The 24,295-nt window shown below is 65.9% G+C and carries 21 protein-coding genes and 1 pseudogene; 10 read left to right on the top strand and 12 right to left on the bottom strand.

Annotated features, from left to right (window positions below; genetic code table 11):
• Window positions 1-142 precede the first annotated feature (142 nt).
• The gene (locus ACSQ2B_RS02540) at window positions 143-829 is read left to right on the top strand and encodes a plasmid mobilization protein (RefSeq protein ID WP_436047052.1); all 687 of its coding nucleotides are present in this window, start codon (window positions 143-145) and stop codon (window positions 827-829) included.
• A 64-nt stretch (window positions 830-893) separates the two neighbouring features.
• Window positions 894-1,175 carry a helix-turn-helix domain-containing protein gene (locus ACSQ2B_RS02545; RefSeq protein ID WP_436047053.1) on the top strand — a complete coding sequence of 94 codons (282 nt, stop codon included), beginning with the start codon at window positions 894-896 and terminating at the stop codon, window positions 1,173-1,175.
• Here ACSQ2B_RS02545 and tnpB read toward each other — a convergent pair.
• The 10 genes from tnpB to ACSQ2B_RS02595 form a co-directional block, all read right to left on the bottom strand.
• Window positions 1,141-1,476, bottom strand: a complete 336-nt coding sequence (gene tnpB, locus ACSQ2B_RS02550; RefSeq protein WP_436049558.1) for an IS66 family insertion sequence element accessory protein TnpB — start codon at window positions 1,474-1,476, stop codon at window positions 1,141-1,143. The two genes, ACSQ2B_RS02545 and tnpB, sit on opposite strands and share 35 nt — an antisense overlap.
• Before the next feature lie 26 nt (window positions 1,477-1,502).
• Entirely contained in the window at window positions 1,503-1,730 is a 228-nt protein-coding gene (locus ACSQ2B_RS02555) for a hypothetical protein (protein ID WP_436047055.1), read from the bottom strand.
• A 94-nt stretch (window positions 1,731-1,824) separates the two neighbouring features.
• Window positions 1,825-2,565: an IS21-like element helper ATPase IstB gene (istB, locus tag ACSQ2B_RS02560; protein WP_436047056.1), complete on the bottom strand. Its 741-nt coding sequence runs from the start codon at window positions 2,563-2,565 to the stop codon at window positions 1,825-1,827.
• A 9-nt stretch (window positions 2,566-2,574) separates the two neighbouring features.
• Window positions 2,575-4,107: an IS21 family transposase gene (istA, locus tag ACSQ2B_RS02565; RefSeq protein WP_436049560.1), complete on the bottom strand. Its 1,533-nt coding sequence runs from the start codon at window positions 4,105-4,107 to the stop codon at window positions 2,575-2,577.
• Window positions 4,108-4,360: 253 nt separating this feature from the next.
• Window positions 4,361-4,483: a hypothetical protein gene (locus ACSQ2B_RS02570; RefSeq protein ID WP_436047058.1), complete on the bottom strand. Its 123-nt coding sequence runs from the start codon at window positions 4,481-4,483 to the stop codon at window positions 4,361-4,363.
• 129 nt (window positions 4,484-4,612) lie between these two features.
• Window positions 4,613-6,133: a gamma-glutamylcyclotransferase family protein gene (locus ACSQ2B_RS02575; RefSeq protein WP_436047060.1), complete on the bottom strand. Its 1,521-nt coding sequence runs from the start codon at window positions 6,131-6,133 to the stop codon at window positions 4,613-4,615.
• 6 nt (window positions 6,134-6,139) lie between these two features.
• The gene (locus ACSQ2B_RS02580) at window positions 6,140-8,020 is read right to left on the bottom strand and encodes a hypothetical protein (protein WP_436047062.1); all 1,881 of its coding nucleotides are present in this window, start codon (window positions 8,018-8,020) and stop codon (window positions 6,140-6,142) included.
• Window positions 8,017-8,496: an ABC-three component system middle component 2 gene (locus ACSQ2B_RS02585; RefSeq protein WP_436047064.1), complete on the bottom strand. Its 480-nt coding sequence runs from the start codon at window positions 8,494-8,496 to the stop codon at window positions 8,017-8,019. The genes ACSQ2B_RS02580 and ACSQ2B_RS02585 overlap by 4 nt, the downstream gene beginning before the upstream one ends.
• Window positions 8,493-9,461 (bottom strand): ABC-three component system protein, encoded by a 969-nt coding sequence (locus ACSQ2B_RS02590; protein ID WP_436049561.1) that lies wholly within the window; start codon window positions 9,459-9,461, stop codon window positions 8,493-8,495. Before ACSQ2B_RS02590 ends, ACSQ2B_RS02585 begins: the two co-directional genes overlap by 4 nt.
• 949 nt (window positions 9,462-10,410) lie before the next feature.
• Entirely contained in the window at window positions 10,411-11,769 is a 1,359-nt protein-coding gene (locus ACSQ2B_RS02595) for a hypothetical protein (protein WP_436047066.1), read from the bottom strand.
• Window positions 11,770-12,059: 290 nt separating this feature from the next.
• Between ACSQ2B_RS02595 and ACSQ2B_RS02600 the strand changes: the two genes are divergently transcribed.
• Window positions 12,060-12,197: a hypothetical protein gene (locus ACSQ2B_RS02600; protein WP_436047068.1), complete on the top strand. Its 138-nt coding sequence runs from the start codon at window positions 12,060-12,062 to the stop codon at window positions 12,195-12,197.
• 712 nt (window positions 12,198-12,909) lie between these two features.
• The gene (locus ACSQ2B_RS02605) at window positions 12,910-14,151 is read left to right on the top strand and encodes an MFS transporter (RefSeq protein ID WP_436047070.1); all 1,242 of its coding nucleotides are present in this window, start codon (window positions 12,910-12,912) and stop codon (window positions 14,149-14,151) included.
• A 3-nt stretch (window positions 14,152-14,154) separates the two neighbouring features.
• Here the strand turns inward: ACSQ2B_RS02605 and ACSQ2B_RS02610 are convergent, their stop codons facing one another.
• Window positions 14,155-15,192: a hypothetical protein gene (locus ACSQ2B_RS02610; protein WP_436047072.1), complete on the bottom strand. Its 1,038-nt coding sequence runs from the start codon at window positions 15,190-15,192 to the stop codon at window positions 14,155-14,157.
• Between the two features lie 45 nt (window positions 15,193-15,237).
• On the bottom strand, window positions 15,238-17,028 hold the full coding sequence (locus tag ACSQ2B_RS02615) for a hypothetical protein (protein ID WP_436047074.1): 1,791 nt from the start codon (window positions 17,026-17,028) through the stop codon (window positions 15,238-15,240).
• Between the two features lie 407 nt (window positions 17,029-17,435).
• On the opposite strand from ACSQ2B_RS02615, the gene ACSQ2B_RS02620 reads away from it, so the two are divergent.
• The 6 genes and pseudogenes from ACSQ2B_RS02620 to ACSQ2B_RS02645 form a co-directional block, all read left to right on the top strand.
• Window positions 17,436-17,864, top strand: a complete 429-nt coding sequence (locus tag ACSQ2B_RS02620) for a hypothetical protein (RefSeq protein ID WP_436047076.1) — start codon at window positions 17,436-17,438, stop codon at window positions 17,862-17,864.
• 11 nt (window positions 17,865-17,875) lie between these two features.
• Window positions 17,876-19,441 (top strand): S8 family serine peptidase, encoded by a 1,566-nt coding sequence (locus tag ACSQ2B_RS02625; protein WP_436047077.1) that lies wholly within the window; start codon window positions 17,876-17,878, stop codon window positions 19,439-19,441.
• An 81-nt stretch (window positions 19,442-19,522) separates the two neighbouring features.
• Window positions 19,523-20,950 (top strand): hypothetical protein, encoded by a 1,428-nt coding sequence (locus ACSQ2B_RS02630; protein WP_436047078.1) that lies wholly within the window; start codon window positions 19,523-19,525, stop codon window positions 20,948-20,950.
• Between the two features lie 152 nt (window positions 20,951-21,102).
• Entirely contained in the window at window positions 21,103-23,019 is a 1,917-nt protein-coding gene (locus ACSQ2B_RS02635; RefSeq protein WP_436047079.1) for a C1 family peptidase, read from the top strand.
• 30 nt (window positions 23,020-23,049) lie between these two features.
• Window positions 23,050-23,349, top strand: a complete 300-nt coding sequence (locus ACSQ2B_RS02640) for a protease inhibitor I42 family protein (RefSeq protein ID WP_436047080.1) — start codon at window positions 23,050-23,052, stop codon at window positions 23,347-23,349.
• A gap of 497 nt (window positions 23,350-23,846) precedes the next feature.
• Window positions 23,847-24,254: pseudogene (locus ACSQ2B_RS02645) on the top strand (MFS transporter); the annotation flags it as partial.
• Window positions 24,255-24,295 lie beyond the last annotated feature (41 nt).

Raw genomic sequence — 24,295 nt, forward strand, 5'->3', positions numbered from 1 at the left:
TTGCACCGTGCAAGCCCGCTCCGCTCCCACCCCGTTCTTTTTCTCTTGCCCAATTCCGAGTTGGCGAAGGGGTACTAGGTTCGAAGAGGGGCTAGGGCAGGATATGCTTGGTGGTAGCAGGTATAAAACGGAGATGGAGCCTATGCCGGCGGCGCCCGGTCACAAGATGGTCGGAACCTATGTTCCCGCCGCACTTGCCGAGCGGTTCGAGGCGTGGGCGCGAGCGGACGGCGGCAAGGCGGCAGCGCTGCGTCGTTTGATTGTGGAAGCAATGGACGGTGGGGCGGGGGGCTTGCACGGTGCAAGCCCTGCCCGGTCGGCCCTCGCGCCTGTTGGCGTCGGGCGTGGGAAGCAGGTCGGAATCCGATTGAAGGATGACGAGCGGCGCGCGCTGGCCGAGGCGGCCGAGCAGCGGGGGACAAGCCCGGCGAATTGGGTTCGCTCGCTGGCGATCGTCCACCTAGCCAGCAAGCCGCAATGGAATGCGGCCGAGTTGGAAGAACTGCGTGCCCTGTTCCGCGAGCTGCGCGCGATCGGGAACAACGTCAACCAGATCGCGCGCACGCTGAATGTCGCCGTGCAGATGGGCGAATACCCGCCGCACCAGGGCCTTGCCGCCAAGGAGGCGGCCGAGCTGGTCCGCGCCGAAATGCGGCGCGTCGTGGCCGTCATGACCGGCAATTTCGACAATTGGGGCTTGCCTGACGCCGAGCGGCCGACAGCGGCGGCCGGCGCCGTCGAGAGGGCAGACGCGGCGGCGCGCATGTCCGAAGCCGCCCGCAAACGACGGCCCCGCAGACGGCCGGTCCGGTTCGATCAGGGTGACTAGGTCTTGCACCGTGCAAGAGTTCCACTGTCCTGACGGCATGTATGGATTTTGATACAGCCTTCCCATGGAGATCGAGACTTACGAAAGCGTGTGGGACGCGATCTGCGATACCCGCGAGGAGGCCGCCAACTTGCAGCTTCGTTCGACGCTAATGAGCGGCGTCTGCGGGCGGGTGAAGAAATGGGGCGTTCCTCAAGGGGAAGCCGCAAAACGGCTCGGGCTCACTCGGCCCCGCCTCAATGATCTGACGCGCGGCAAGCTGGAAAAGTTCTCGCTTGACGCTCTGGTCGACATCGCCACGGCGGCCGGATTCAAGCTCTGTATCCAGCTCGAGGACGACGCCTGACCGAGTCGAGGTCTTGCACGGTGCAAGACCTCGGAGACGCAGTGCGGAATTGTTGCTGGGCGGACGTCAGCCGCATCACCCCGTCCTCGATCTTCGGCCAGCGGAACTGGCCATCCTCCAGCCGCTTGACCAGCAGGCAAAGGCCCGTGCCGTCCCACCAGACCAGTTTGACCCGGTCCGCCCGCTTGGCGCGGAAGACGTAGACGACGCCTGAGAACGGATCGGCCCGCAGCTGCTCCTTCACTAGCGCCGCCAAGCCGTCCATCCCCTTGCGGAAATCCACGGGCTTCGTCGCGACCATCACGCGGACGGCTGCTGTCGGCCCAATCACCGCGCCGCCTTCGGGGCCGCGATCACCGCCGCCGCCATGCGCGGATCCGCCTCCCGCGGGATCCGCACCAACACCTCGCCGATCCGCACCTCGATCACGCCGACCTCGCCAGCACCGCTCACGTCCGCGTCGGCCAGGAAGACCGGCGCGAACCCCGCGCCGGCGGCACGCCGCGCGTCCCGCCGCCAAGTGAAGTGCGGATTCCGACGATGCCGCCATGTCATTCCGAGATCATGCCGCCAGTCATTCCGGGCTGATCCCGCCACCCCGGAGGGGGCTTCGTCGTGGTGTTGATGTGGAAGGTGTTGGGCCGGCTGGTCAAGCCTGATCGGCGGGTTTCGGGCGACGCAGGGAGTCGCCGCTGAGGTCGAGCCGGTGGGCGTTGTGGACCAGCCGATCGAGGATGGCGTCGGCATAGGTCGCCTCGCCGATGACGGTGTGCCAGGCCGAGACCGGCAGCTGGCTGGTGACGATGGTGGAGCGCCGGCCGTAACGGTCCTCGAGGATCTCGAGCAGGTCGTGTCGGGCCTGGGCGTCCAGCGGTTCCAGCCCCCAGTCGTCCAAGATCAGCAGTTGCACGGCGGCCAGGCTCTTGAAGCGTCGGCCGATGCTGCCGTCGCCATGCGCCAGGGCGAGCTCGTCGAAGAGCTTGGGGACGCGGACGTAGAGGACGGAGCGGTTGTTGCGGCAGGCCTTGTGGCCGAGCGCGCAGGAGATCCAGCTTTTGCCCACGCCGGTCGGGCCGCAGATGACGAGGTTCTCGGCCGCGTCGATCCAGTCGCCCTTGAGCAGCGTGCTGAGCACGCCGCGGTCCAAGCCGCGGTGGGCGCGGTAGTCGATGTCTTCCGGCACGGCGTGGTGGCGCAGGCGCGCATGGCGGAGCCGGGCGCCGAGCCGCTTGTCCTGCCGGTGGACGGTCTCGCGGTCCAGCAGCAGCGCCAGCCAGTCGGCATGTCCCAGGCCGCCGGCTTCGGGGTTGTCGAGCAGTTCGCGGAAGGCCTTGGCCATGCCCTGGAGGCCCAGGGCGTTGAGCTGGTCGAAGGTGGGATGGGTCAGCATCAGATCTCCTCAGTGGTAGTAGGTTGAGCCGCGGATGTTGGGGTGGGCGACGGCGCCGCCGGCCTCGCCGTCGCGCCGCCGGACCGGTTGGCCGTCGAGCCGGTTGTCGAGGATGGATTTCACCGCGCCGTAGCTGCGCGCGCTCACCAGCAGGGCGCGCTCGCAGGCCGCCTCCAGGCGAGCGACGCCGTAGACCTTGGCCAGGCGCACGATCCCCATCGTGGTGCGGAAGCCCTGTTCGGGGTGCGGGCGGTGCTCGAGGATCATCTGGCAGAGCAGCGCCACAGACGGGCCGCAGGCCCGCGCCTCGGCCAGGATCCGCTCGATGGTCCAGTCGCTGTATCGGCGGTGGCTGGCGGGCATGTGCTCGCTGAGGGTCGTGTGCTTGCCGTCGCCGGAGCCGCGCAGATGGGCGGCGATGCGCTCGCCGCACAGGAAGATCTCCACGCCGCGGGCGGTGAGCCGCACCTCCACCGTCTCGCGGGCGTGGCGGTAGGGCACGGAGTAGAAGTGGCCGTCCACGTCGACGTGGTAGTCCAGGCCCACCTTGCGCACGCGCCATTCGGCGAGGGCATAGGGCTCGTTCGGCAGCGGCTTCAGCCGCGGGGCGTCGATCTCCTCGAAGAGCTGGCGCCGCGTGCGGCGCTGATAACGCCGGACCTGCTGGTCGTTGAGCCAGACCAGCAGGTCGCCCAGCGCCGCGTTCACCTCGGCCAGGCTGTAGAAGCGGCGATGGCGCAGCTTGCCAAGCAGCCAGCGCTCGGCGATCCGCACCGCGGCTTCCACCTTCGCCTTGTCCCGCGGTCGCCTGGGCCGCGCCGGCAGCACGGCGGTGTCGTAGTGGGCGGCCAGCTCGCCGTAGGCACGGCCCACCTGCGGGTCGTAGAGGCAGGCCTTGATGATCGCCACCTTGGGATTGTCCGGCACGAGCAGCCGCGGCGCGCCGCCGAAGAAGACGAAGGCCTGCACGTGGCCGTCGACCCAGTCGGGGAGCTTCTCGCTCCAGGTGGCGCAGGCGAAGGTCAGGCTGGAGGCGCCCAGCACCGCGACGAAGATGTGCGCCGGCTGGGTCTTCCCGCTGCGGCGGTCGATGATCACCGGCACGGTGTCGCCGGCGTAGTCGACGAAGAGCTTGTCGCCGCCGAGATGCGTCTGGCGCATCGTCACCGGCAGGCGAGCTTCCCAGCTGCGGTAGAGCTCGCAGAACCGGCTGTACCGGTACCCGTCCGGATGAGCCTCGATGTACTCGTCCCACAGGATCTGCAGGGTGACGTGCTTCTTCTTCAGCTCGCGGTTCAGCGCCGCCCAGTCCGGCTCGGCGCGCCGACGGAAGCCCTGCTTCGTCCCCGTTTCGCCGTAGAGCCTGAGCTCGAGGTCCTTATCCGTCAGCGCCAAGGGCAGCGGCCATGGAAGGCCAGAGGCGGCGAACCGCTGCAGCATCTCCCGCAGCGTCGAGCGCGCGACACCGGTTCGCCGGGCCACCTCCTGCACCGACAATTCGGCGTCCAGCCGCAGTCTCAACATCTCGCGCACGCGGCGCATCGCGATCCTCTCCGTCGGCATCAGCCCCTCCTCGAAAAGGAGCGACCTTAGCGTCGACGAAGCCCCCGCCCCGGCGGTGGCGGCATCACCGGAATCCCTGGCGGGACCATTCCGGAATAGGTGGCGGGATCAAATCGGAATGGGTGGCGGCATCATTCCGGAACGGCTGGCGGGATCAGGTCGGAATCCGCAAAGTGAAGATCTGTGTCGTGCGAAGACCGTACCGCTCGGCGACCTCGCCCACCGAAGCGACTTAGCTCTCAGCGACGATCTGCGCCTTGGCCTCCACGCTCCAGCGCCGGCGGCGACCCGCCCCCGTGAACACCTCAATGCGCCGGACCTCGGGCATAGGCAGCACATCATCACCCGACATCATCACCACTCTAAGCTCCTCGACCACGCCGGGGCCCAGACTCGGCGATCAGCTCAGGCGCGAGAAGGTGGGGTGGAGACGCCGCTTACGACGACTCGTTGCCGACATTGCGATTGTCCGCTTCACGCCTAGCTAGCTCGCCGCCTCGGCGTCCCCTTGCAGTCGCTGTTCAAGGGTCCCGAGCGTGGACCGCTCCTTCAGTTCGCGCTTCTCGTCGGGATCTTCGGTGGCCTCAACCCCTTGAATGTAGTCGGAGATGTACCCCGGCGGCAGCCCATGTTCCGTCGCTCCAGCGAGAACATGGTCCTTGTACCAGCCGTAAGGTTTGAGGCCGTCGTCGATGTGGTTGGCGGTGGCGAGATAGGTAAGGACCTTTCTCCTGCGGCCCTCGTCATTGATGACGGTGACGGTGGCGTGGTCGTAGCCTTTTCCCAGGCCTTCAGCTCTATCCAACCGCGCACGCTCGATAGGATCGAAGCTGAACAGCACGCCGACAACTTCATCCTCGGCGCTGGCGGCGAAGGCGTTGCACTTGCCGGAACCGTCCACGCTTCTCTTGTGAAAGCGGAGCGCATGACCAGGCAGCGTCGCCACACCGAGCGGTTCGCAACTCGGCATGCGTTCGCGCAGCCGCGCGGTCGACATGTTGGAACCATAGGCAAAATAGACGGTGTGCTCCGGAGGGCCTTTCTCCGTATTTTTGAGCGGTGCGATTTTGGCGTCTCCCGGCTTTAGGATCGTACGTAGCGGCACCGTCATGATGCCGCACTCGTCCGTCTCCTCGCCTTCGCGGGTGATAATGGACTGGCCGTCTCCACCGTCGAGAATGGGGACGGGTCTACCCACCCAGCCGCAATCGGTGCAGCGCGGCCGCTCCCAGAGTACTCCAGGTGCCTCGGTGTTTTCGCCGTGCTCAGGTTCGAGACGGGGCGAGCTGCATTTCGGACATTCAGCTGGAACACCGCGCAGCACACGCAGGATCAACGACGTCGCCATGCCGATGGCATGCTGGATGAGCGACTGCGCGATGTCGGCATCGACCCAGGTGACCGATTTGGAATGGGTCAGCCAGTTAGAAAACGTCCACGCGGATTCAAGCGCGCTCTTGAGAGCTCCACGGCGCTCCTTGTTCGTGTCTCCCGGCAGAAGATCGTTGCAAATGATCTCTGTCCACGCGCGGAAGTTGGCACGCTTCGGGGGCTCATCAGTCCAGACGGCCGCATCCTGCGCGGCGCCGATCAGTTCGAGCAGCGCTTCGCGGCAACGAACCCCGACGGCCTGATAATCCGAGACGTTCTGTGCTTGCGTCAGGGACGCGGTGGCCTCCTCCATCTTCTCGAAGACTGACGCGAAGGGGAGAATCCGAAGATCGTCCTGCTGTTGCTCTTCCGTGCGCGGAATACGGAGGATCAGGCCGATGTGGAAGGTGAGAGCCAGGTCCATGTTGGGGAACTGCTCTTGGGAGTAGAGGTTTGTGCCGCCGGTGATCACCCACCAACGATCCTTGTTGGTGTGGATGTCCCACACGTCGTGGCGGGTGTTGAAAACGGCCTCCGAGTAGACCTTCTGCATGAAGGTCACTTCCAGATCGGGGGCCTGCCATTCGAAATACTCTCGAACTTCCTCGGTCTCTTCTTCGGTGGCTTTTAGCATGCCGAACTACCCGATGAGGTCTTCTTCGATCGGCGGGCGAGGTACAGTGAAAAGGCCCTGACGGCCTTGGTCCGGGTCATTCGTGAACGTCTCGATGTAGGCGTAGGCATCGGCACCCGGAGGAGGATCGGCGTTGTCGAATAGGATGACCTGTCCGAGGTGGCCCAATCCGGCGAGATGCTTGAAGAACGCTTCCTTCAGGTTCGTCTGCGTGATCGCCCGTTCGTCGGCGGACAACGCGCCGAGCGGGGAGCGGATCGGGTCGCGATAGGTGATCAACGGGGTGTCCAACACGAGGAAGCCCGGGTGAGGCAAGCTCCTGCCGCGACAGAACGTCAGCATCGCTACCTTGAAGGCCGCGTGCGTAATCGCCCTCACGCCCTTGCCGTTGTCCTTCCGGTGCTTTCCGCCGATGACCACGTCATACGACTGCATGTCGAACTGCACCCGCTTATCGCCGGGGAAGCCCCAAGCGGTCAGTACGTTCGAAACTTCGTCGGCGAACTCCTGTGCGGTCTGAAACGACAAGCCGGGTTGGAAATTCGTCTTCGGCCGGACCTGCTTGGCGCTCTCGACCCTCTTTTGCTGTCGTTCCAGTTCGTCACGCCGCTGCAGCAGGGAGAGGCCGTGATTGATCCGGTCGCGTTTAGGAATGATCTCGGCGAACCGCCGCTGCTGGTCGTCCGCGTTCGGCGAGGCAGTCCGGAGTTCCGCCTCCACCGTGGCGAGCTGCCCCCGGTTTTCGAGGAGACGATCACCTGCCGCGACGAGTTCCGACTGCGCTGCCTCGGTCGTTTTCTGTAGCTCGCTCTGGTGCAGTCTTATCTTCGCGATTTCCGCTTCCGCCGCAGCACGCGCCCTACCGATCTCGACGAGACCGTGGTCATGGACCTGCGCTTCGGGCGGCGCGCCGCAAACAGGGCAGGCCTTGTTGGCGTCCATGCCGAAGAGGAAGCCCGCCTCTTCAAGGGCCTCAAGGCGCGCGATATCGCTGATGTAAACGCGTTGCAGCTGGTCGAAATTCTCCAGCGTGATCGCGATGTCGTTTACGCGCTGCTGGTCGGAACTCAGCTGGTTCGTGAGGAGCCGCTTCCGTTCCAGCGCGGCGCGGACAGAGCCGCGCGCCGCCACGATATCCTGCTCGACCGCCTTCAGCTCGTCCTCGACGCTCTCCTGAAGTTCGTCCAGCTGGTCGATATCTGGAAAATCTTCGGCGATCTCGATCTCGATCTGAGCCAGCATTTCGGTGATGAACCGTAGCTGGGCGGACTTGCCGGTCCGGAATTCAGCGGGCTTCTCCTGCGTGATGAGCGCGGAGTCGTCTACACCTGTCAGCAGGTACTTGAAGGTGTTGCGTTCGACCTGCTGCAGGATCTTGTCGCCGCTCTCCACGGGAGAGGTCTCTGACTGGATCGCCGTCTCGTCCGTGATGCAGAAGCGGACGATGTCTCGGAAGCTAAGCGGCTTCTTGGTGCCGGACTTGTCCTTCGCCAGCTCCCTGCCTTCGATATCGAGGCTTCGGAGCAGGTAGTTCGACAGGTTGGCGTCGTTTTCCGCGCTATGCCGCGCAGAGAGAACACGCTCGGAGCCGTCGTCCGGTTTCAGCAGGAAGTCGCCGCCCCCGATAAAGCGATCCAGAACGATCGGCGTATCGTCCACTGCAAGGTGCAAATGCACGCGGCTGTAAGGATGACGTTCGACGATGTTCGGCAGCTCGCGGCTTCCGCCCATCATGAAGTCGATGGCCTTCACGGCGAAGGACTTGCCCGTGTTCGACGCGCCATAAACGAACGACAGTGACGCGGGGAATTCCAGGCTCGCCGAGCCGTCGTCTCGGTCCATGAAGACGAGCTTGTTGATCCGAAGTCGCGGCGCCTTACCCATCACGCAGCGCCCTCGTTCTGGAATTCAACGGTCCAGCGGCCGACCTTGTCTTGGATGAGGCTGGCTAGGAACGACGGGTCGGAATTCGTCACGTAGTCAACCAGCCACGTCGCGCGCTCCTTCAATGCCTTGCCGTAGTCGCTCCGGATGAGCTGCACGAACAGCGAGGCCTCTTCGGTCGTGGCGTAGGCGATGCCTTCCTCGGTATATCGTTCCTCGACCATGTGAAGGCGAGCCATGAGCTTGAGGCCTTCTTCCACGACGGATCGCCGAACGATGAGTTCGCCGGACCGCTGTGGGATGTCCGGATGTAGGCTCGGCGGTCCCTCGGGCAAATCCTCAGTATGAACGACTAGATGGTCGAGCCACGTCAGGTGCGTCAGGTCATAGGCGCGCGGTGTGGCCGCATCGAGGAGCACGACGCTTCGCACACCGGTCTCCAGCGGGCTGTTGAATAGCTGGGGCTTCGCCGCGCTCATGACCCGCTCCACGACATTTCGTCGTCGTTCACGAGGTGATGGCATATGCCCTGCTTGACGGGAACGTAGGCGTACTTCGCAAGCGGCCCGGCGGGCGAGACTGTTGAAGCCTGCGCCATGACCGCATCGATGCGGGCGAGCGTGTCCGCGGCCGTCGTCTTTAGGGTGCTCTTGATGCCGAAGTGGATCTCCTTCCGGAACGTGGCGATCACCTCCGGCGACGTGTTGTCGCGATAGAACTTCTGGAAGGCGTCCGCCTCGAAGTACCGCTCCCGGTGATCCCGCAAGTCGGGGCCGTGCACAGAATGTGCGAACACAGCCTCGTGGTCGGCGAATGCTGAATTTTCGCGCTCACCGTATGCCTCAACCATCGCACGCAAGTAGCGCTGTTCCTCTGCACCGACGTCGGCAGGAACTGTCCCCTTGGGGTAGTCGCCGGGATCGGCCCCGTATTTCTTGAAGAGCAGGGGTTTGATCGCCGGATCTTTCAGCATTTCATCGACGGTGACCTTGAAGATCGACATGAAGTCGAACGCCTCGATGACGGCCTGCAGCGCAGCATCGATCGTTATCTTCTGACCGGAGATGATCTTCCCGCCGCACGCAATGTCCCACTTGTCGATGAGCGACTGCTTGAACTCCGACGGCTTGTCCACCAGTGCGGCGAGCTTCTGGTTCAACCCCTTGGGCGCGACAAAGTAGAACCGACGAGGGGCCGTGAACTCGCCCCGTGACGCCCAGTAGAGCACCTTCCCGACGGCCAGGAGGCCGTCGTTGAGACCGAGCCGCTCACGGTACTGCTTGCACTGATAGTTGTCCCACGGACCCTCGTGACGCTGCGTGGTCACGAAGCCGACCACGTCGCGACCCTTGTCGCCCGGACCAGCAAAACGATGCACCTCGACGTAACCGGGCAGGCCATCGACCCACTCGCGACAGAACTGTTCCAGTTCATCGTCGTCCATGATCAAGATAAGTCTGTCGTGTTTTACCTGCATCTGGGGCGTCGCGCGCGCGGCTCTTTCCTTCAGTCCTAGGGAATCCTATCCCAGGCCGCTTCTTCGTACAATTCGCCGGACTTGTAAGTTGTCCAGATGCATGTGCACGGTGAGTTTAGCCTGATTCTGGGTGATCGCGTCCGGTGGGCTTCGCGAGTGGATTCGGGCCGAGGGGCGGTCGAGCGTCTGCTCTTGGACACAGAGCCAACGTCCCCTCCTGGTACCAGGCGGCCGTAAGGGAATTGACACCCTCAGATTGCACGTGGGGCTTGGCGCACCTAACGTACCGCGCGATGCATCGGGGGAGAACCGAATGGGCGCGATCTGTCCGAGGTGTTCTAGTTCCAACGTTCGCCGCGTGGCTCTGATCCCATGCGGACGGGGCGCAGACCGGTACGTGGGCGGGTAGTGTCGGGCCACATGCGGCTGCTGGGTCGATCGAGACTCAGACTGTGAGCGCCGACGTTTTCGCGCCGCCCGATCCCCCGGATGACCTGCTCACATGTGGGCTATATGCGCTAGCAAGTTCGATCGCGACATTCGTGGTCGTGTTGTTGCTATTTTCTTTCACGCAGCACGAGTGGAGCATCGCACTACTGGCGGCAATGATGACGCTTGCGCTGGCGTGGAAGTACTTCGTGAGCCGCGCGAAACAAAAAGCGGTCGGATACCGGGAGCGGGTCCGGGCCTGGTCGCGCCTCTGGTCGTGTCGCGCTTGCGGTTGGACCGCGGACCACGAGATCTTTGAGCGAGGCGCCCACACAACTGGCCCTTAGACGGGGCCTGCTCGTGCGAATGTCCGGAAACCGGAAGGGAGCGAAGGTCTCCTTGTGGCGCGCTCCAGCTGGTGAATCAAGGCCGCGCTTGCAGGGAGCTGGCTGTTTCGGGGCGGTGCTCGCGCGCAAGATCGTCGGGCTCACTCGTCGGCGTCTTCCGCGGAAGATCCGGCCGCAGATTGGGTACGGATCACCGCCAGAAATTCCTGCCAATCCTCCATCGTGCCGCTGCTCTTGGCCAGATTGCAGCCGAGGTGAGTGAGGTGGACGTTGGCGGGATCGTAGGTCTTTGCCTCGCTGTCGATGCGATCGGGGGAAATCTGCAGAAGGCGGTTCTTCGGGCTCAGCGGAATGCGCCCCCCGCAGAGCAAACAGTGGCCGCCTTGCTCGTCCCACTTCTCGGTCAAGGCAGCCAAGATGTCGGACAGGTTCGGCCCTTTGCGCACCGGATGCTGACCAATCCGCTCCTGTCCGCTGAGCTGGATCCGCTGCTGAATGTTCAGTGCGACCTGGGACAGCGCCCTTCGGACATCGGGCGTGCTCGCATTTAGGGCGACAATCTTCTGCACGCTGGGGCGGAGCGTGAGATCGAGCTTAAAGAGTCGCGCGTCGAGCAGTGTCGGCAGGTCCTCGTCATGCACGAACGTCCACCGTCCGATGTTGGCCATGTGGCCGAGACCTTCGTAGGTTCGAGGCATGTGTCGGCGGGCTTCGAGCAGCGGCTCAAACTGGTAGCTGGCGGTCACGGGCAACGACCAGTCCCACTTCTGACCCCATTTTGCGACAGAGGCAGCCCATGCATCCTCCGGGACAATCTGTGAGGTGCTGATGGGCGCACGAGGCTCGAGTCGGACGGCGCAAAGCACATGCTTTCGGTGCTCAGGTATGACCGTTCGCGCGGGGTCAGACGTGCCCACGACCAGCACGAGGTCGCGCTCCGGTTTGTAGTGTTCGAACAGGTCGGCGGCGGACTTGCGAACTGAGAAGGACAGCGCCGGCCAATTGCCGTCGACAACGCCGAATTCGCTCTTCGCGAAGAGCCGGCCATCGCGGCCGAGCAGCTGGCGGAGTGTGCTTGTTTCGCCTCGCGGCGTAGCGTTCGCGAGGGACGCAGGCGCCTCGAATCCGAAGCGGAATTGCGGCGGCGAACTCGCGTTCGCGGCCTTTGTGCGTGCGAGACCGTGGTAGGTGAAGCGGGGCTGCTTGTTTTCGCTTCGCCAGAACACATGGATGGGCAGGGCGTTGTTGGCGATCTCCTGCATCACCGGCTGGTGGAGCTCGGCGCCTTCGCGGCCAACCCAAAGCAGATCATCGCCATCCCAGGCGTTGGGGTAGTCGTGCCCAGTCCGGCCGGGCGCGCCTACATTGCAGAAGATGAACAGCTCACCTTGGTATCTGGGGTAGCCGTTCTGCCATTGACCGTTGCGCTTGCCCTCAGGCACGCTGAGCAGGTCCTGGACCTCTTTGCGGGTGTAGGTATCGCCGACGGCGAAACGCAAGTGGAATGTCCTCTTCCGGCGATTGTGGAGCGTACGTCGCGTCCGCGCCCGTTCGCTTTTAGCATGTCTGCTTAACGCTAGGGCGCAGCGGAACTGCCGGCCGCGACTGAACCCTCCGTTCGCGCGCTTCGCCGGTGTCGAGCAGGTGCTGTCCTTTCGTCCGGCTCGGCAGTTCCGGCCGCATCAGCGGCCCAATGGCGCCGTCCGGAGTAAGCGTCATCTCCACCCCACCTTCCCGCGGCTGTTCTTTCCGTATTTCTCGGCATATTTTTGAAAGTATGGTCCGAACGATGATCGAAGCATTCACCAACCCGCTCGTGCTGATGGCTCTCGCCTTTGGAGTCCCGATCGGCGGAATGGGGCTGATTGCTCTGTGGTTCTCCAACCGGCAGATCGCGCGCGAAGAGCGACGCTTGCGCGAACAGTAGCTTCAGCACTCTGGAGCGCTGACTTCATGGCAGTGGCGTAGCCGCGCCTCCACAACGCGCAGAGCCTTTTCCCGACATGGTATTATTCGTGGCATGGGCGCAAATGATCGTCATAATTACATGATTTTAAAGTAGTTTTTCGGACCATTGATGTTCGAGTGGGAGTAGATGGGTTATGGAAAGCAAGTAATAGTATAGATTGTAGGGATATTTTAGATCTGAAAATCTACTTTTGATCTGACGATAGTTGAATCAATATTCCACTCGGTGGAGCGGCAATGTGCCGTTTTGGGGGGCTGCCCATGCACCGATCATGCGACGAACATCCTTGCTGATGGTCGTGCCGGCGCTGAAGAAACGAAGTCTTTCCGCGCAACTTGCTGTTCTAACTGATCGCTAACGCGACTTTAGCTTGGGCGGCTAGGCTTCTTGAATGCGACAATCATGACCAAGCCCCAATGAACAGGTCATGTCGACGGGCGGGGCCCTTCGTGGCCAGAATGCGTCCAGCCTATTGTCCGATTACAACGCACCGGTGAACACAAGTCGTTCACTGACAGTCCAGAGGTCGTGAGCCCGTCTCCAAAGTGTCGTCGTCCGGATTACCTGGATTTGGACGGGCGTAGATGTCAGCCGACAGTCGGGCGCAGCAACGGGAACAGGGGGCGCGGCGGTGGGGGAGCAGGTATCGCGTCGTCTAGGAGCCCGCGACTTGGTCGCAGTCGCGGTGGGCAATGCGCTGGAGGTCTACGACTTTCTGGCCTACGCCGTCTTCGCGGCGCAGATCGGCCGAACTTTCTTTCCGGCGCATTCGGAGACGACGAGTCTGCTCGCCTCCCTCGCGACCTTCGGCGCGGGCTTTCTCGCCCGCCCGTTGGGCGCGGTGGTGATCGGGCGCTATGGCGACCGCGCCGGCCGCCGCCCGGCCATGCTGCTGAGCTTCAGCCTCATGGGCGGCGCGATGCTCGCCTTCGCGGTCATGCCGCCCCACAGCGTGATCGGGCCGGCCGCAACGGTGCTGGTGATCTTTCTTCGGCTCGTCCAGGGATTCGCATTCGGTGGCGAGTTCGGCCCGAGCACGGCCTTCCTTCTGGAGACGCCGCCGCCAGGGCGGCGAGGCCTCTGCATCTCGCTGCAGTACCTGAGCCAGGATGTGGCCATTCTGACGGCGGGTCTGGTCGGGCTGGCGCTGGCTCAGGCTCTGTCGCCAGCCGCTCTGGAGAGCTGGGGGTGGCGCGTCGCCTTCCTGCTCGGGGCGCTTATCGTTCCATACGGGCTCATCCTTCGCCGCAGGCTGTCGGAACCCCTCGCGGACGCGCAGGGGGGGCGCGGACCATCGGGGGGGCGGCGCACCGCGGCCCTGTCGCTGGTGCTGCTGGCCGCGGGCGCGGTCGCAACCTATGTCGGAACCTACATGACCACCTACGCCACCCGGACGCTGGGTTTCTCCCTGAACACCGGGTTCCTGGCGACCGCCGCGGTGGGACTGGCCGGCATGGTCCTGGGCCCCGTCGGCGGCTGGCTCTCCGACCATTTCGGCCGCAAGCCGGTGATGATCGTCCCGGTCGTCGTTCTGGCGGTCGCGAGCTCGCCGGCGTTCTGGCTGGTCTCGCGTAGCGGCTCGGGCGCGCTTCTGTTGTGGCTTTCGGCCTGGATCGCCGGCTGCACGGCGCTCTTCCTCGCCGCGGCGCTGGCGTCCATCGCGGAGACCCTGCCGCCGCAGCACCGCAGCGGCCGGCTGGGGCTGCTCTACGCCCTGGCGGTCTCGGTCTTCGGCGGCTCGACGCAGTTCGTGCTCGCCTGGCTGACCGCCGCCACGGGCAGCGCGCTTGCCCCGGCCGCCTGCCTGACGGCGGCGATGCTCCTGGCGGCGGCGGCGATCGCTGCCCTGCCAGAAACCGCCCCAGGAGGGCGCAGAGGCGCTGCGCTGCTCAGCGCCTCTGCGCGGTCCTGACGGCTATTCCGCGGCCAGAGGCCGGGCCGCGGCCCAGTCGAGCGCCTGCTCGACCGTGACGACCTTGCGGGCGCCGATCTCCCGTAGGAGATCGAACGACCGCTGGTAGGGCCAGACCCCTTCCTCGACCGCCTGCCTCACCCGCGCATAGACGGCGCTGCGCGTCTCGATGGCGGCCCAGAGCCACTGGGCGCCTTCGTCGTCGTCGCAGACGTTGGGGCAGAGCAGCAGGCTGCTGATCCAGGAGGACAGGTTGTCGCTGGGGTAGTGGACGCCGCCGAAGACGCGGCGGTCGCCGACGTCGATGGTATGCTGCGCCAACGCGTCGATCGCCGCCTGAGGGAAGGCCGCCGCCTTGGCGCGGTAGAAGCCGTCGACGCCCCCCAGGCACATCTCCAGGCAATGGCCGCTGATCATCGAGGGCGTCAGGGCCGACTTCGCTTGGCGATTGCTGAACTGCTCCTGGTTCAGGATGAACGCCATCTGATAGGCGCGCGGCCGCTGCATCAGCGGCTTGAGCTCGAGGTCGACGTTGCCGGACTTGTTCCAGAGGCCGTCGATATAGGCCTTCACGAATGCCGAGCGTCGGGTGTCGTCGAGGACGGCTTCCAAGTATTTGTTGAGGGTGACATCGACGCTCATGTCGAGCCGCACCGTCTCGTCGCCCGCCGTTCGGAACGGGTCCTTCGCATCCTCCTCGTCCTCACAGCGGAACAGCCGTCGCTGGGCGATCAGGGCGCCGCCCGGCAGCTGGGCGTCCGCGTCGAAGACTGACCGCAGGGATTTGAGCAGCTCGAAGTCGGCCAGCGTCAAATCGTGCATGATCGCCGTGGCGGACCCTTGCCATTTCTGGCCGGGAATCCAACGCGGCCACAGGATTTCGCCAAGCAGGTCGGCGACTCCGTTCAGCCAGGACGTCCAGTCGTCGGGCTTTCCCTTGTTCCAGTGGTTCGGGGGCGAGCCCTCATTCGGGAAGCCCAGGCCGGATTCCCATTCGAAGATCATCCGACCGTAGGGCGGGTACAGGTCTGCATGGCTCATGGCGCCTCTCCAAAAAGCGCAAAGGGTTGATGGGGGATGGGACGCTCACAGACTGTTCGCCGCGACGAGCCGCAGCGAGGACGGCGCATCCGACAGAAGCTGGACGCGGCGCAGGACGGCTTCCAGGGCCAGGCGGTCTTCTGCGCGGCCGAAGGGGTAGGTCTCGAGGTGCCGGGCCCAGGTGAACTCCGGCTCGTGCTGCGCCAGGACCTGGTTCTCGTCGCGCGCCTCGTCGGACCGGCCGACGAAGCAAAGCGCCCCGATGAGCAGCTTGCGTATGTTGGTGAAGCGCGGACGCATCTCGAGCTGGCGACGGCAAAGGGCGATGGTCGCAGCCCAGTCGCTGGAGAAATAGGCGATCACGCCGGCGAAGGATTCCAGGAACGAAGAATAGGGATCGTGGATCATGATCGCTTGGGCGCGGGCGAGCCGGCGCGCCGCCTCCTCGGTCTGGCCGGTGTAGGCGTGCGTCAGGGCCGAATAGCCCCAGGCGAAGCCGCAGCTCGGATTGGCCTGCACCGCCCGATCGAACAGGGCCAGGGCGCTTGCGAAATCGTGGTGCAGGAAGGCGCGAATATGCGCGCTCAGCGCCAGGGCGAGCGAGTCCCGCGGATCGCAGGCGACCCCGTGGGCGGCCTCGCGGTCGAGCTCGCGGAGGTCGGTCTGCGGGTCGCGGCTCCAGCCCTGGGCCAGGGCCGTCACCCGGCGGAGAGCCGAGAAGGCGAAGGCGCGGCCATGTTGCGGGTCGAGGCCGACGGCTCTCTCGAGCAGCGCGCCGGCCTGTCGGCAGGAGTCCTCGTCGAAGCGGTAGATTAGGGGGATCGCCCGCAGAACGCATTCATAGCTGTCCGTCGAAACGTCGGGACGCCTGAGCGCCTTGCGCGTCTCGATGTTGAGGATCTCGGGATCGACCTGCTCGACGACCTGCTCGACGACCTGCTCGACCACCTCGCCGAGGGTCGCGTAGTGCAGCGGGTAGGGTGCATGGATGACGCCGGTCCAGATGATGACGCCGCGGTCGGCCTGGTCGATCAGGCGCAGGACGACCCGGCATTGAGCGTCCGTCCTGCTGAGATATCCCTCGAGTCGGTACTGGGCGTCACAGCCCTGGGGCGAGGGGCTGAAGCGGACCTGGATCCAGCGGACGCGCGCCAGGGCGGTGACGAGTTCCTGGGTCAGGGCTGGGGCGACGTAGTCGTCGAGCTGGCCGGCGCCGATCTTGATGAGCGGCGCGACCGATAGGAGGAGGCCGTCGGCGGCCGCCCGCGCGTCGGCGGCCGGCTTGTCGTCGACCAGCCGCTTGCGGTCGACGGCGACGCGCCTGGCCCGCGTGGGACCGTGTGGAACACCGTGGGCCGCCGCCACCTCCGACCGCATGCCGGCGATCCACGCGTCGAACGTCGGATCCAGCCCGACGAGGGTTTCGAGCAGCTGGTCCACGTCCGGCGGCGTCTCCGGCGCGGCCGCGGTCGCAGCGGCCCCTTCGTGGCGCGTGAGCCCGTCGATCCATAGGCGGCGACGATCCAGGACCACACGGTCACGCTCGATGGACAGGTAGTCCTCCTGCCGCTCGCCGAGGGCCACGCGCAGTTCGAGCAGGCTCTGGCGCAGGCTGGCGCGGCCCTGCTCTTCCCAGCGGCCGCTCCAGAGGAGGTCGACAAGGCGCTGACGCGGCACCGCGCCGTCGGGGGAAAGCGCGAGGTAGCAGAGGATCGCCTGGGCCCTGCGGCCGCGGGGCAGGACGCTGCCGCCTCCGACGCGCAGGGCTTCGATCGGCCCGAACAAGCGTAGCCGGATCAGCGGGTCGTCCGCGCGGTTTGGCTCATACGTGGCCATGGTGGAGCCCCCAAGCTGCGCCATCGTACACCCACACGCCTGGGATGAGGCTAGGCCGTCTTCTGCTTTAACGAAGTTTTCACGATGAGCGTCGAGGGCGCGTCTGCGCCGGACCTCAGCAATCCCCCTGGGAAACAAGTGCTTGAGCCGGCCGCTTCGGTCCGCTGTTCAGGCTGCGGCGCACCGGGGGCGCGAATTCAGATCAGCTCAAGTAGTCGAATTGACGATCATTTCACGCGAAGCCGCCGGGCGTGACGCGTACCTAGGAAGTCGATCATCGTTCAGGTCTTCAGTTCGCTCGATCGGCTCGAAGATCTTGCTTTTTAGAGCTTTCGCGGGACGCCATCCTGTCGGTCAGTCCCGCGGCGGCTCGTCAGTAACCGGATGAGTGGATCGCCATGCAAACAATGTTTCAAGATGAAGTCGTGCAGTCGAAAGGCGAGGTTCGCCTCGCCGCCGGCGCGTCGGTTGGGCCGCTCAGCGTCGAGCTGACCTTGGACCGGCACGTCTATCTGCACGAGGCCGAGCTCGTGCAGGCCTGCGGCCGGCACGCGAGGATGCTGCCTCAGGCTTACAAGGACGAGAGCTCGGTCGTCTGGCGGCAGGTGGAGCCTTGCCCGCCGGACGCCGAGACCACCGCCTTCACCGTCGGCTGGCGCGTCATTGCCAATGCGGCTCCCGGCGCAACCTACGCGGCGGCGCTGTCGGTGCGCGATGCGCGCGGCGAACTGATCCGTCCCGTCGAGTCCTTTGAGAACCCCGTCCGCGCGCAGGGCCAGATCGGCCCCGCCGCCAATCCAACCGACATCGGACGCCTCAGCGTCCGCATCGCCTAGGGAGCAGAACCATGTCGTACGAATACAAGGTCGCCGGCCAGCCGGTCCGCCTGGATCCCGATCCCACGGTCGTGGCCGTGCGGTTCAAGCCCGGTCCCAAGAGCTTCCGTGCGGGCGCGACCGCGGCGGCGGGCGTGGGGCCGTTCTCCAGCCGCTTCGAGGTCCCGGGCGAGGAGCTGACCCTGGTGCCGACGGCGGCCGCGCCATCTGCCGTCGGGCCCAGCATGGAGCGGGCGAGCACGGCGCTGCGGGCGCTCAATGCGCAGGACGGGGTCAGCCACGCCCTGCCGGTGTTCAGGGTCGCGGGCAACCAGGTGGTGACGACGGACCGCGTCATCGTCGGCCTGGACACGCCCCAGGCCGCCCATGTCGTCAGCAAGCATGGGCTGGAGGTGTTGAAGGCCGAGCCGGAACGGCTCGTGGTCCGGGTGAGCGAGGGCGCCGACCCGTTCGCGGTCAGCGAGGCGCTCAGTCTTGAGCCGGGCGTGAGCTACGCCGAGCCGGACTTCGTCACCATCGGCCGGCATGTGCCGAAGCGGGTAGGGCCGCCTCAGCCGCCGATCCTCAACGACCCGCTCATCCAGCGTCAGTACGCCATGACGATCACGGGGACGGCGGAGGCCTGGAAGCTGCAGGAGGGTGACCCGAAGATCCGAATCGCCATCCTCGACGAAGGCGTGCAAACCCTTCACCCCGACCTCGCCGCGGCCATCGTCGACCCATTCGACGCCACCCAAGGGGACCAGGAGCAGGAGCCCAATCACTGGGACGGCCACGGCACCTCTTGCGCCGGCCTGGCGGCGGCGGTCGGCGGAAACGAGATCGGCGTCCGCGGGGTGGCCGCCGGCGCCTCCCTGATGCCGGTGCGCATCGCCTACTCGCAGGTTCGGGAGGGGCCCTGGATCACGAGCAACAGCGTGATCCGCGACGGGATCAAGTGGGCCTGGACCCACGGGGCCGACGTGCTCAGCAACAGTTGGGGCGGCGGCGCGCCGTCGAACGACATCTCCGCCGAATTCGAGCGGGCCCGGAAGCAGGGGCGTAACGGCCTCGGCTGCGTGGTTGTGATCGCCGCCGGCAACACCTTCGACGATGTGACCTTCCCGGCGACCCTTGCCGACGTCCTGACCGTGGCGGCCAGCAACGAATACGACGAGGCGAAGACACCGACGAGCCGTGACGGCGAGACCTGGTGGGGAACCTGCCACGGGCCTGAGGTCGATGTCGCAGCGCCCGGCGTCCACAACATGACGACGGACATCGGCGGGGCGGACGGCTACACGCCGGACGACTACATCCCGAACTTCAACGGGACCTCCTCGGCCACGCCGATCGTCGCCGGCGCCTGCGCCCTCGTGCTCTCGGCGGACCCGAGCCTCACCGGGACCCAGGTGGCCCGGATCATCACCGACACAGCCCAGAAGGTGGGGCAGTTCCCCTACGCGAACGGGCGCAACGACTACTTCGGGGCGGGACGGCTGGACGTGCTGGCCGCCGTTCGAATGGCCCAGGACCGCCGGAAGGCGTCGAAGGCATCCGCTTCGGCGGCGGCGACTGCCGCGGCGCCCGCGAAGTAGGGCTGGCGGCGGCAGGTCCGGCCTTGCCGCCGATCCGTGACCATCGTCCAGGACGAAACTTATCCGCGGGGGCAGAGCCACATGCGAGATCTTCCGAGTACATCCTATTCACCGGAAGCGGCCGCGAGCGGTCGCTCCCGAGCCGGTCTTGCGACCGGGGCGCCGCTGGTCGCCGTCTGCATGGCCTTGACCGGCTGCGCCACGACCAAGGGCGCTCCCGGTTGGAACGAGCCCGACGCCGCCAAGATCAGCTACTTCGCGCCGAAGACCGAACTGGAGGTGCAAGGGGATCTCCGTCTGCTCGCCTGCGACGCCGACCGGATCCTGGCGGCGCCCACCCTGTCGCTCGTCCAGCGCGGCGCGGCCGACCCGGCGGCGGAGTTCCATCTCGAAGGTCGTGAGCTGCTGTCGAGCCTGCAGAAGCGGGAGCTGGCCCTCGACCTCACTGACGACCGGACGATCAGGTCGCTCAACGCGGCCTCGTCGGACCGGACGGGGGCGGTGATCACCAACATTCTGAAGATTTTCACCACCGTCGCCTCGACCTTCTCCGCCGTAACCCCGGGCCCAGGGCCGGCCAGCGCGGGGGCCAGACCGGCGCTCCGCCCTGCACCGCCGCCGCCAAGCCTCTGCAACGCGCAAACGATGGAAGCCTTGCGACAGGCGAACGATCTGGCGGCCACTATCCAAAAGCGGCGCGCGGCGCTCTCGACCGCCAGCCCTGCGGACGCGGAGAAGGTCGGCGCGCAGATCGACGTGCTGGTCGCCCAGCTCGCCTTCCTGAGCACGGGCCCGCTGACCATCTCCCTTTGGCGACCCCTCGAGGTCGGCGACGCCCCGGTCTCCGGCGCCAGCGTCAACTGGACGATCAAGGACCTCGCCAAGTGGATGTCCGAAGATCCCCAGAAGGAGCCCTGCACGCCGGCCATGCCCTCGGCTTTCACCGGGACGGGCTGCAAGGCGCAGACCGCGCACTTCGCCCTCGGCTACTCCGTCGCCGGAACGGTGGATGAAAAGCGCCCTTCGAAGAGCCGTTGCCTGCACCCCATCGCCGGGGACGCGCCGATGTGCGCAAGGACCCTGGTCCTTGCGGAGCCGACGCCCGCGACCGTCACCCTGACGGCGAACAACGGGAACTTCGTCGGGCGCAAGGAGGGAGACACCCTCGGCCTGGCCGAGGTCCCGATGGCCCAGTGGGGACCGGCGACCTACCTGCCGCTCGATGTGGGCTTCAGCCAGTCGCGCTCCGTCGGCATGACCTTCGACCAGTTTGGCCGCAAGTCCTCGTTCAGCTGGGGCTCGGAGGCGACGGCTGAGAACGCCACCGGATCCTTGGCGGAGATCGCCGAGGCTGGCGCGGCCGCGCGCAAGGCGGTCCGCGGCAAGGGCGAGGTCGAGGTCTGGGAGGAAGAGGCCGCGCGGCTCGAGACGCGCCTGAAGCTCAACAAGCTTCAGGCTTGCCAGGCGGTGATCGAGGCCGGCGGCACGGTCTGCCCGGCCACCGACTAGGCGTCGCCACGCGAATGCGGCCGAAGTTCAAGTCGTTGAAATTGTGCTGAAAAGTCCTCGGGGTCGTGCGAGTCGGACGGTCCCCGAGGCGGCTTTGCGTAGTCCCAACCTCACGCGCGCCGTGGATGCGGCGCCCATCTTGGAGAACTCCGATGCCAATTCCCGGCGCTGCCCAGCTCAACGAAATCTTGTCGCGATCGAATGCAGGCTGGCGGGCGAAATGGAGCCCCATCATCGACCTGGACGACGCTGCGCGACGCAGCCGCCTCGGCGTCAAGGTCAACCGCGAAGAGCTCGCGGAGCTTGCGCGACAACCGCGGTTTTTCAGGGCGTTCGCTGGCCTGCCCGCCGCCGTGGACTGGCGAAACGTCAACGGCGCCAACCACGTCTCGCCGGTCAAGAGCCAGGGCAACTGCGGGTCCTGCGTCTCCTTCTGCGTGTGCGCCTCCGTCGAATCGGCGGTATCGATCGCAGGGGGCGGCGTGGTGGACCTCAGCGAGGCCGACCTCCACTTCTGCTCGGCTCACGGCCCGAGCTGTGGGGGCTGGTGGCCGTCTGACGCGCTCGTGGAGGCTGCACGCCGCGGCGTTCCGCCTGAGTGGGTCTTTCCCTATTCCAGCGCCTTCGACGCCTCGGGAAATCCCAGCTGCAAGCTCAATCCACAAAGGGACGACCAGCTTTTCCGCCCCGGCAGCGTCGTGACCTTGCAGAGCATGGACGAGAGAAAGCAGTGGCTCGCGACCCGCGGCCCGCTCTGCGGCGTATTCCACGTCTATTCAGACTTCTACCATGCCGGAACCGACATCTATCGCCACGTCCACGGCGACCATGAGGGCTACCACTGCGTCGAGATCATCGGCTACTCCGACGCCGACAGGTGCTGGATCGCGAAGAACTCCTGGGACACCAGTTGGGGCGACGGCGGGTACTTCCGGATCGGCTACGGCGAGTGCGGCATCGACGAGACCAGCAGCGATCGCGATCCCGACGGGTCGCTCAATCGCTTCCCGATGTACGGAATGGACGGCGTCCAGACGCCCAGCGCGTGGCGGAGCTTCGAGCTCGCGCCAGTCAGCAGCGCCTCCCAAAGCGGCGGCGTTGCGGCCGTGTCGCGGATCCCGAACAGCATGGAAGTCTGGTGGATCGGCGCGAACGGCTCGGTGCAGGCGGCCTACTGGTACGAAGGCGCAGCCTGGGCCCGCTACGAGCTGGCGCCCGCGGGCAGCGCCTCTCTGAACGGCGGCATCGCGGCCGTATCGCGGATCCCGAACAGCATGGAAGTCTGGTGGATCGGCGCGAACGGCTCGGTGCAGGCGGCCTACTGGTACGAAGGCGCAGCCTGGGCCCGCTACGAGCTGGCGCCCGCGGGCAGCGCATCGACGGCCGGCGGGATCTGCGCGGTGTCGCGCATCCCCAACAGCATGGAGCTGTGGTGGGTGGGCCCGAACGGCTCGATCCAGGGCGCCTACTGGTACGAGGGTAGCGCCTGGAATCGCTATGAGCTGGCGGCTGCCGGCAGCGCGGCGACAGGCTCGGCGATCTCGGCCGTGTCGCGGGTCCCGAACAGCATGGAAGTCTGGTGGATCGGCGCGAACGGCTCGGTGCAGGCGGCCTACTGGTACGAAGGCGCAGCCTGGGCGCGCTACGAGCTGGCGCCTGCGGGCGGCGCCTCGCTCTCAGGCGGGCTCTCGGCCGTATCGCGCATCCCCAACAGCATGGAGCTATGGTGGACCGGCGCCAACGGTTCGGTCCAGGCCGCCTACTGGTACGAGGGCGGCACCTGGGCGCGCTACGAGCTGGCGCCCGCCAGCAGCGCCTCGCTGAACGGCGGGATCTCGGCGGTGTCGCGGATCCCCAACAGCATGGAGCTGTGGTGGATCGGGGTGAACGGCTCCATGCAGGCGGCCTTCTGGTACGAGGGCGGCGCCTGGACACGCTACGAGCTCGCCGCCGCCGGCAGCGCCTCGGTCAACGGAGCGGTCTCCGCGGTGTCGCGGATTCCCAACAGCATGGAGCTGTGGTGGACTGGCGCGAATGGCTCGGTTGAGGACAGCTACTGGTACGGTTGATCCTCGCCGGCCGTCGCGAAGGTGCGAACCATGGACCCAGCGGAGCGCGTTCAGAAGGTGCGAGCCGCGAACGGCTTCGCTGTGGTCAGCCTCCCCGAGTCACCGACGAGCGGCTACCTGTGGGAGCTTGAGGAGGGGTCTCCGGCCGCCGTTGTCGAGCGGTCGCTCGAGCAGGGGCCGCCGCCCGGCGTCGCCGGCGGCGGCGGGGTTCGCACCTTTCGACTTAAGATCTCGCAGCGATTGCCGGCGACGGTGTGTTTCGTCCTAAGGCGGCCCTGGGAGACCGAGCCGCTGGAACGGCGGACGTTCGAGATCGAGTGCGAAGGTTGAACGGGGGACGCGGCGTCGGTTCACGCCAGGCTCATTTCATCTACCTATTGCTTCGGTCTTGTGGGCTCTGGCTGAAGATTTTTCCACTGTCTGGACATTGAAGAATCCAGCGCCGACCAATCTTTCGAAAGTTCTGTAATATCGTCTGTGCGCCGAACTACAGGTAACTCGAACGAAAGAGGTGCTTTAGGGCTGCCGTTCGCCTTTTGCTGAAGGCCGAGTTGCTGACCCAACGAGTGCGGCTGATGCTGCTGCGAAGATCCCGATCGTCACCTTATCGATCGGTCTGCGGCGGAAGAAATTACTCCCACTCGATCATTTCCGGCAGGCTTCACCCACGTGATATGGCGCCGCGGCGAGTAGCCACGGCGTGCCGGCTGCGCATCCTGGGGATCTTTCCGCCCGCCTGGCGGAAGCGGTCCGGTCCGGGAGGGAAAATGCAGCAGCAACGACCGTCAAAGGCCGTCGCGGGAGGAGCATTCAGCGTCGCTGCGCTGATGCTGGGTCATGCCTCACAAGGCCTGACATTCACCGCCTTCACACCGGCGCTGGGCGCGATCGCGCGGGATTTCGACGGCGCCGGGAATGGCGCTTTGATCGCTCAGCTCTGCGTCACCATCGCCTCTGCAGGCGTCGTCATCGGCGCGCTTGTCAGCGGATGGATCATCGCGCGCCTCGGCCTTCGGATCACGGCGCTTGTCGCGGCGGCGGTCTACGGCGCCGCTGGAAGCGGCGGACTGTTTCTTACGAATGCGGTGACGCTGCTGGCGAGCCGCACCTTGGTCGGCTTCGCGGCGGCGTGCCTGGTCACCGCCTGCATCGCCACGATCGCGGCTCTCTATGAGCCGCATGCCCGCGCGCGGATGATCGGCGCGTCGTCGGGGATTGGCAGCGCGACGTCTCTTGCCGGGCTCGTCGTCGGCGGAGCGACGGCTCAGGCGTTCGG

Source organism: Phenylobacterium sp. LjRoot225, assembly GCF_964252855.1.
Taxonomy (GTDB): Bacteria; Pseudomonadota; Alphaproteobacteria; order Caulobacterales; family Caulobacteraceae; genus Phenylobacterium.

Coding starts and splice junctions, on each gene's coding strand:
- ACSQ2B_RS02540 (WP_436047052.1), top strand. CDS start 143: ATGCCGGCGGCGCCCGGTCACAAGATGGTCGGAACCTATGTTCCCGCC.
- ACSQ2B_RS02545 (WP_436047053.1), top strand. CDS start 894: ATGGAGATCGAGACTTACGAAAGCGTGTGGGACGCGATCTGCGATACC.
- tnpB (WP_436049558.1), bottom strand. CDS start 1,476: ATGGTCGCGACGAAGCCCGTGGATTTCCGCAAGGGGATGGACGGCTTG.
- ACSQ2B_RS02555 (WP_436047055.1), bottom strand. CDS start 1,730: ATGACATGGCGGCATCGTCGGAATCCGCACTTCACTTGGCGGCGGGAC.
- istB (WP_436047056.1), bottom strand. CDS start 2,565: ATGCTGACCCATCCCACCTTCGACCAGCTCAACGCCCTGGGCCTCCAG.
- istA (WP_436049560.1), bottom strand. CDS start 4,107: ATGCGCCGCGTGCGCGAGATGTTGAGACTGCGGCTGGACGCCGAATTG.
- ACSQ2B_RS02570 (WP_436047058.1), bottom strand. CDS start 4,483: ATGATGTCGGGTGATGATGTGCTGCCTATGCCCGAGGTCCGGCGCATT.
- ACSQ2B_RS02575 (WP_436047060.1), bottom strand. CDS start 6,133: ATGCTAAAAGCCACCGAAGAAGAGACCGAGGAAGTTCGAGAGTATTTC.
- ACSQ2B_RS02585 (WP_436047064.1), bottom strand. CDS start 8,496: ATGAGCGCGGCGAAGCCCCAGCTATTCAACAGCCCGCTGGAGACCGGT.
- ACSQ2B_RS02590 (WP_436049561.1), bottom strand. CDS start 9,461: ATGGACGACGATGAACTGGAACAGTTCTGTCGCGAGTGGGTCGATGGC.
- ACSQ2B_RS02600 (WP_436047068.1), top strand. CDS start 12,060: ATGATCGAAGCATTCACCAACCCGCTCGTGCTGATGGCTCTCGCCTTT.
- ACSQ2B_RS02610 (WP_436047072.1), bottom strand. CDS start 15,192: ATGAGCCATGCAGACCTGTACCCGCCCTACGGTCGGATGATCTTCGAA.
- ACSQ2B_RS02615 (WP_436047074.1), bottom strand. CDS start 17,028: ATGGCCACGTATGAGCCAAACCGCGCGGACGACCCGCTGATCCGGCTA.
- ACSQ2B_RS02620 (WP_436047076.1), top strand. CDS start 17,436: ATGTTTCAAGATGAAGTCGTGCAGTCGAAAGGCGAGGTTCGCCTCGCC.
- ACSQ2B_RS02625 (WP_436047077.1), top strand. CDS start 17,876: ATGTCGTACGAATACAAGGTCGCCGGCCAGCCGGTCCGCCTGGATCCC.
- ACSQ2B_RS02630 (WP_436047078.1), top strand. CDS start 19,523: ATGCGAGATCTTCCGAGTACATCCTATTCACCGGAAGCGGCCGCGAGC.
- ACSQ2B_RS02635 (WP_436047079.1), top strand. CDS start 21,103: ATGCCAATTCCCGGCGCTGCCCAGCTCAACGAAATCTTGTCGCGATCG.
- ACSQ2B_RS02640 (WP_436047080.1), top strand. CDS start 23,050: ATGGACCCAGCGGAGCGCGTTCAGAAGGTGCGAGCCGCGAACGGCTTC.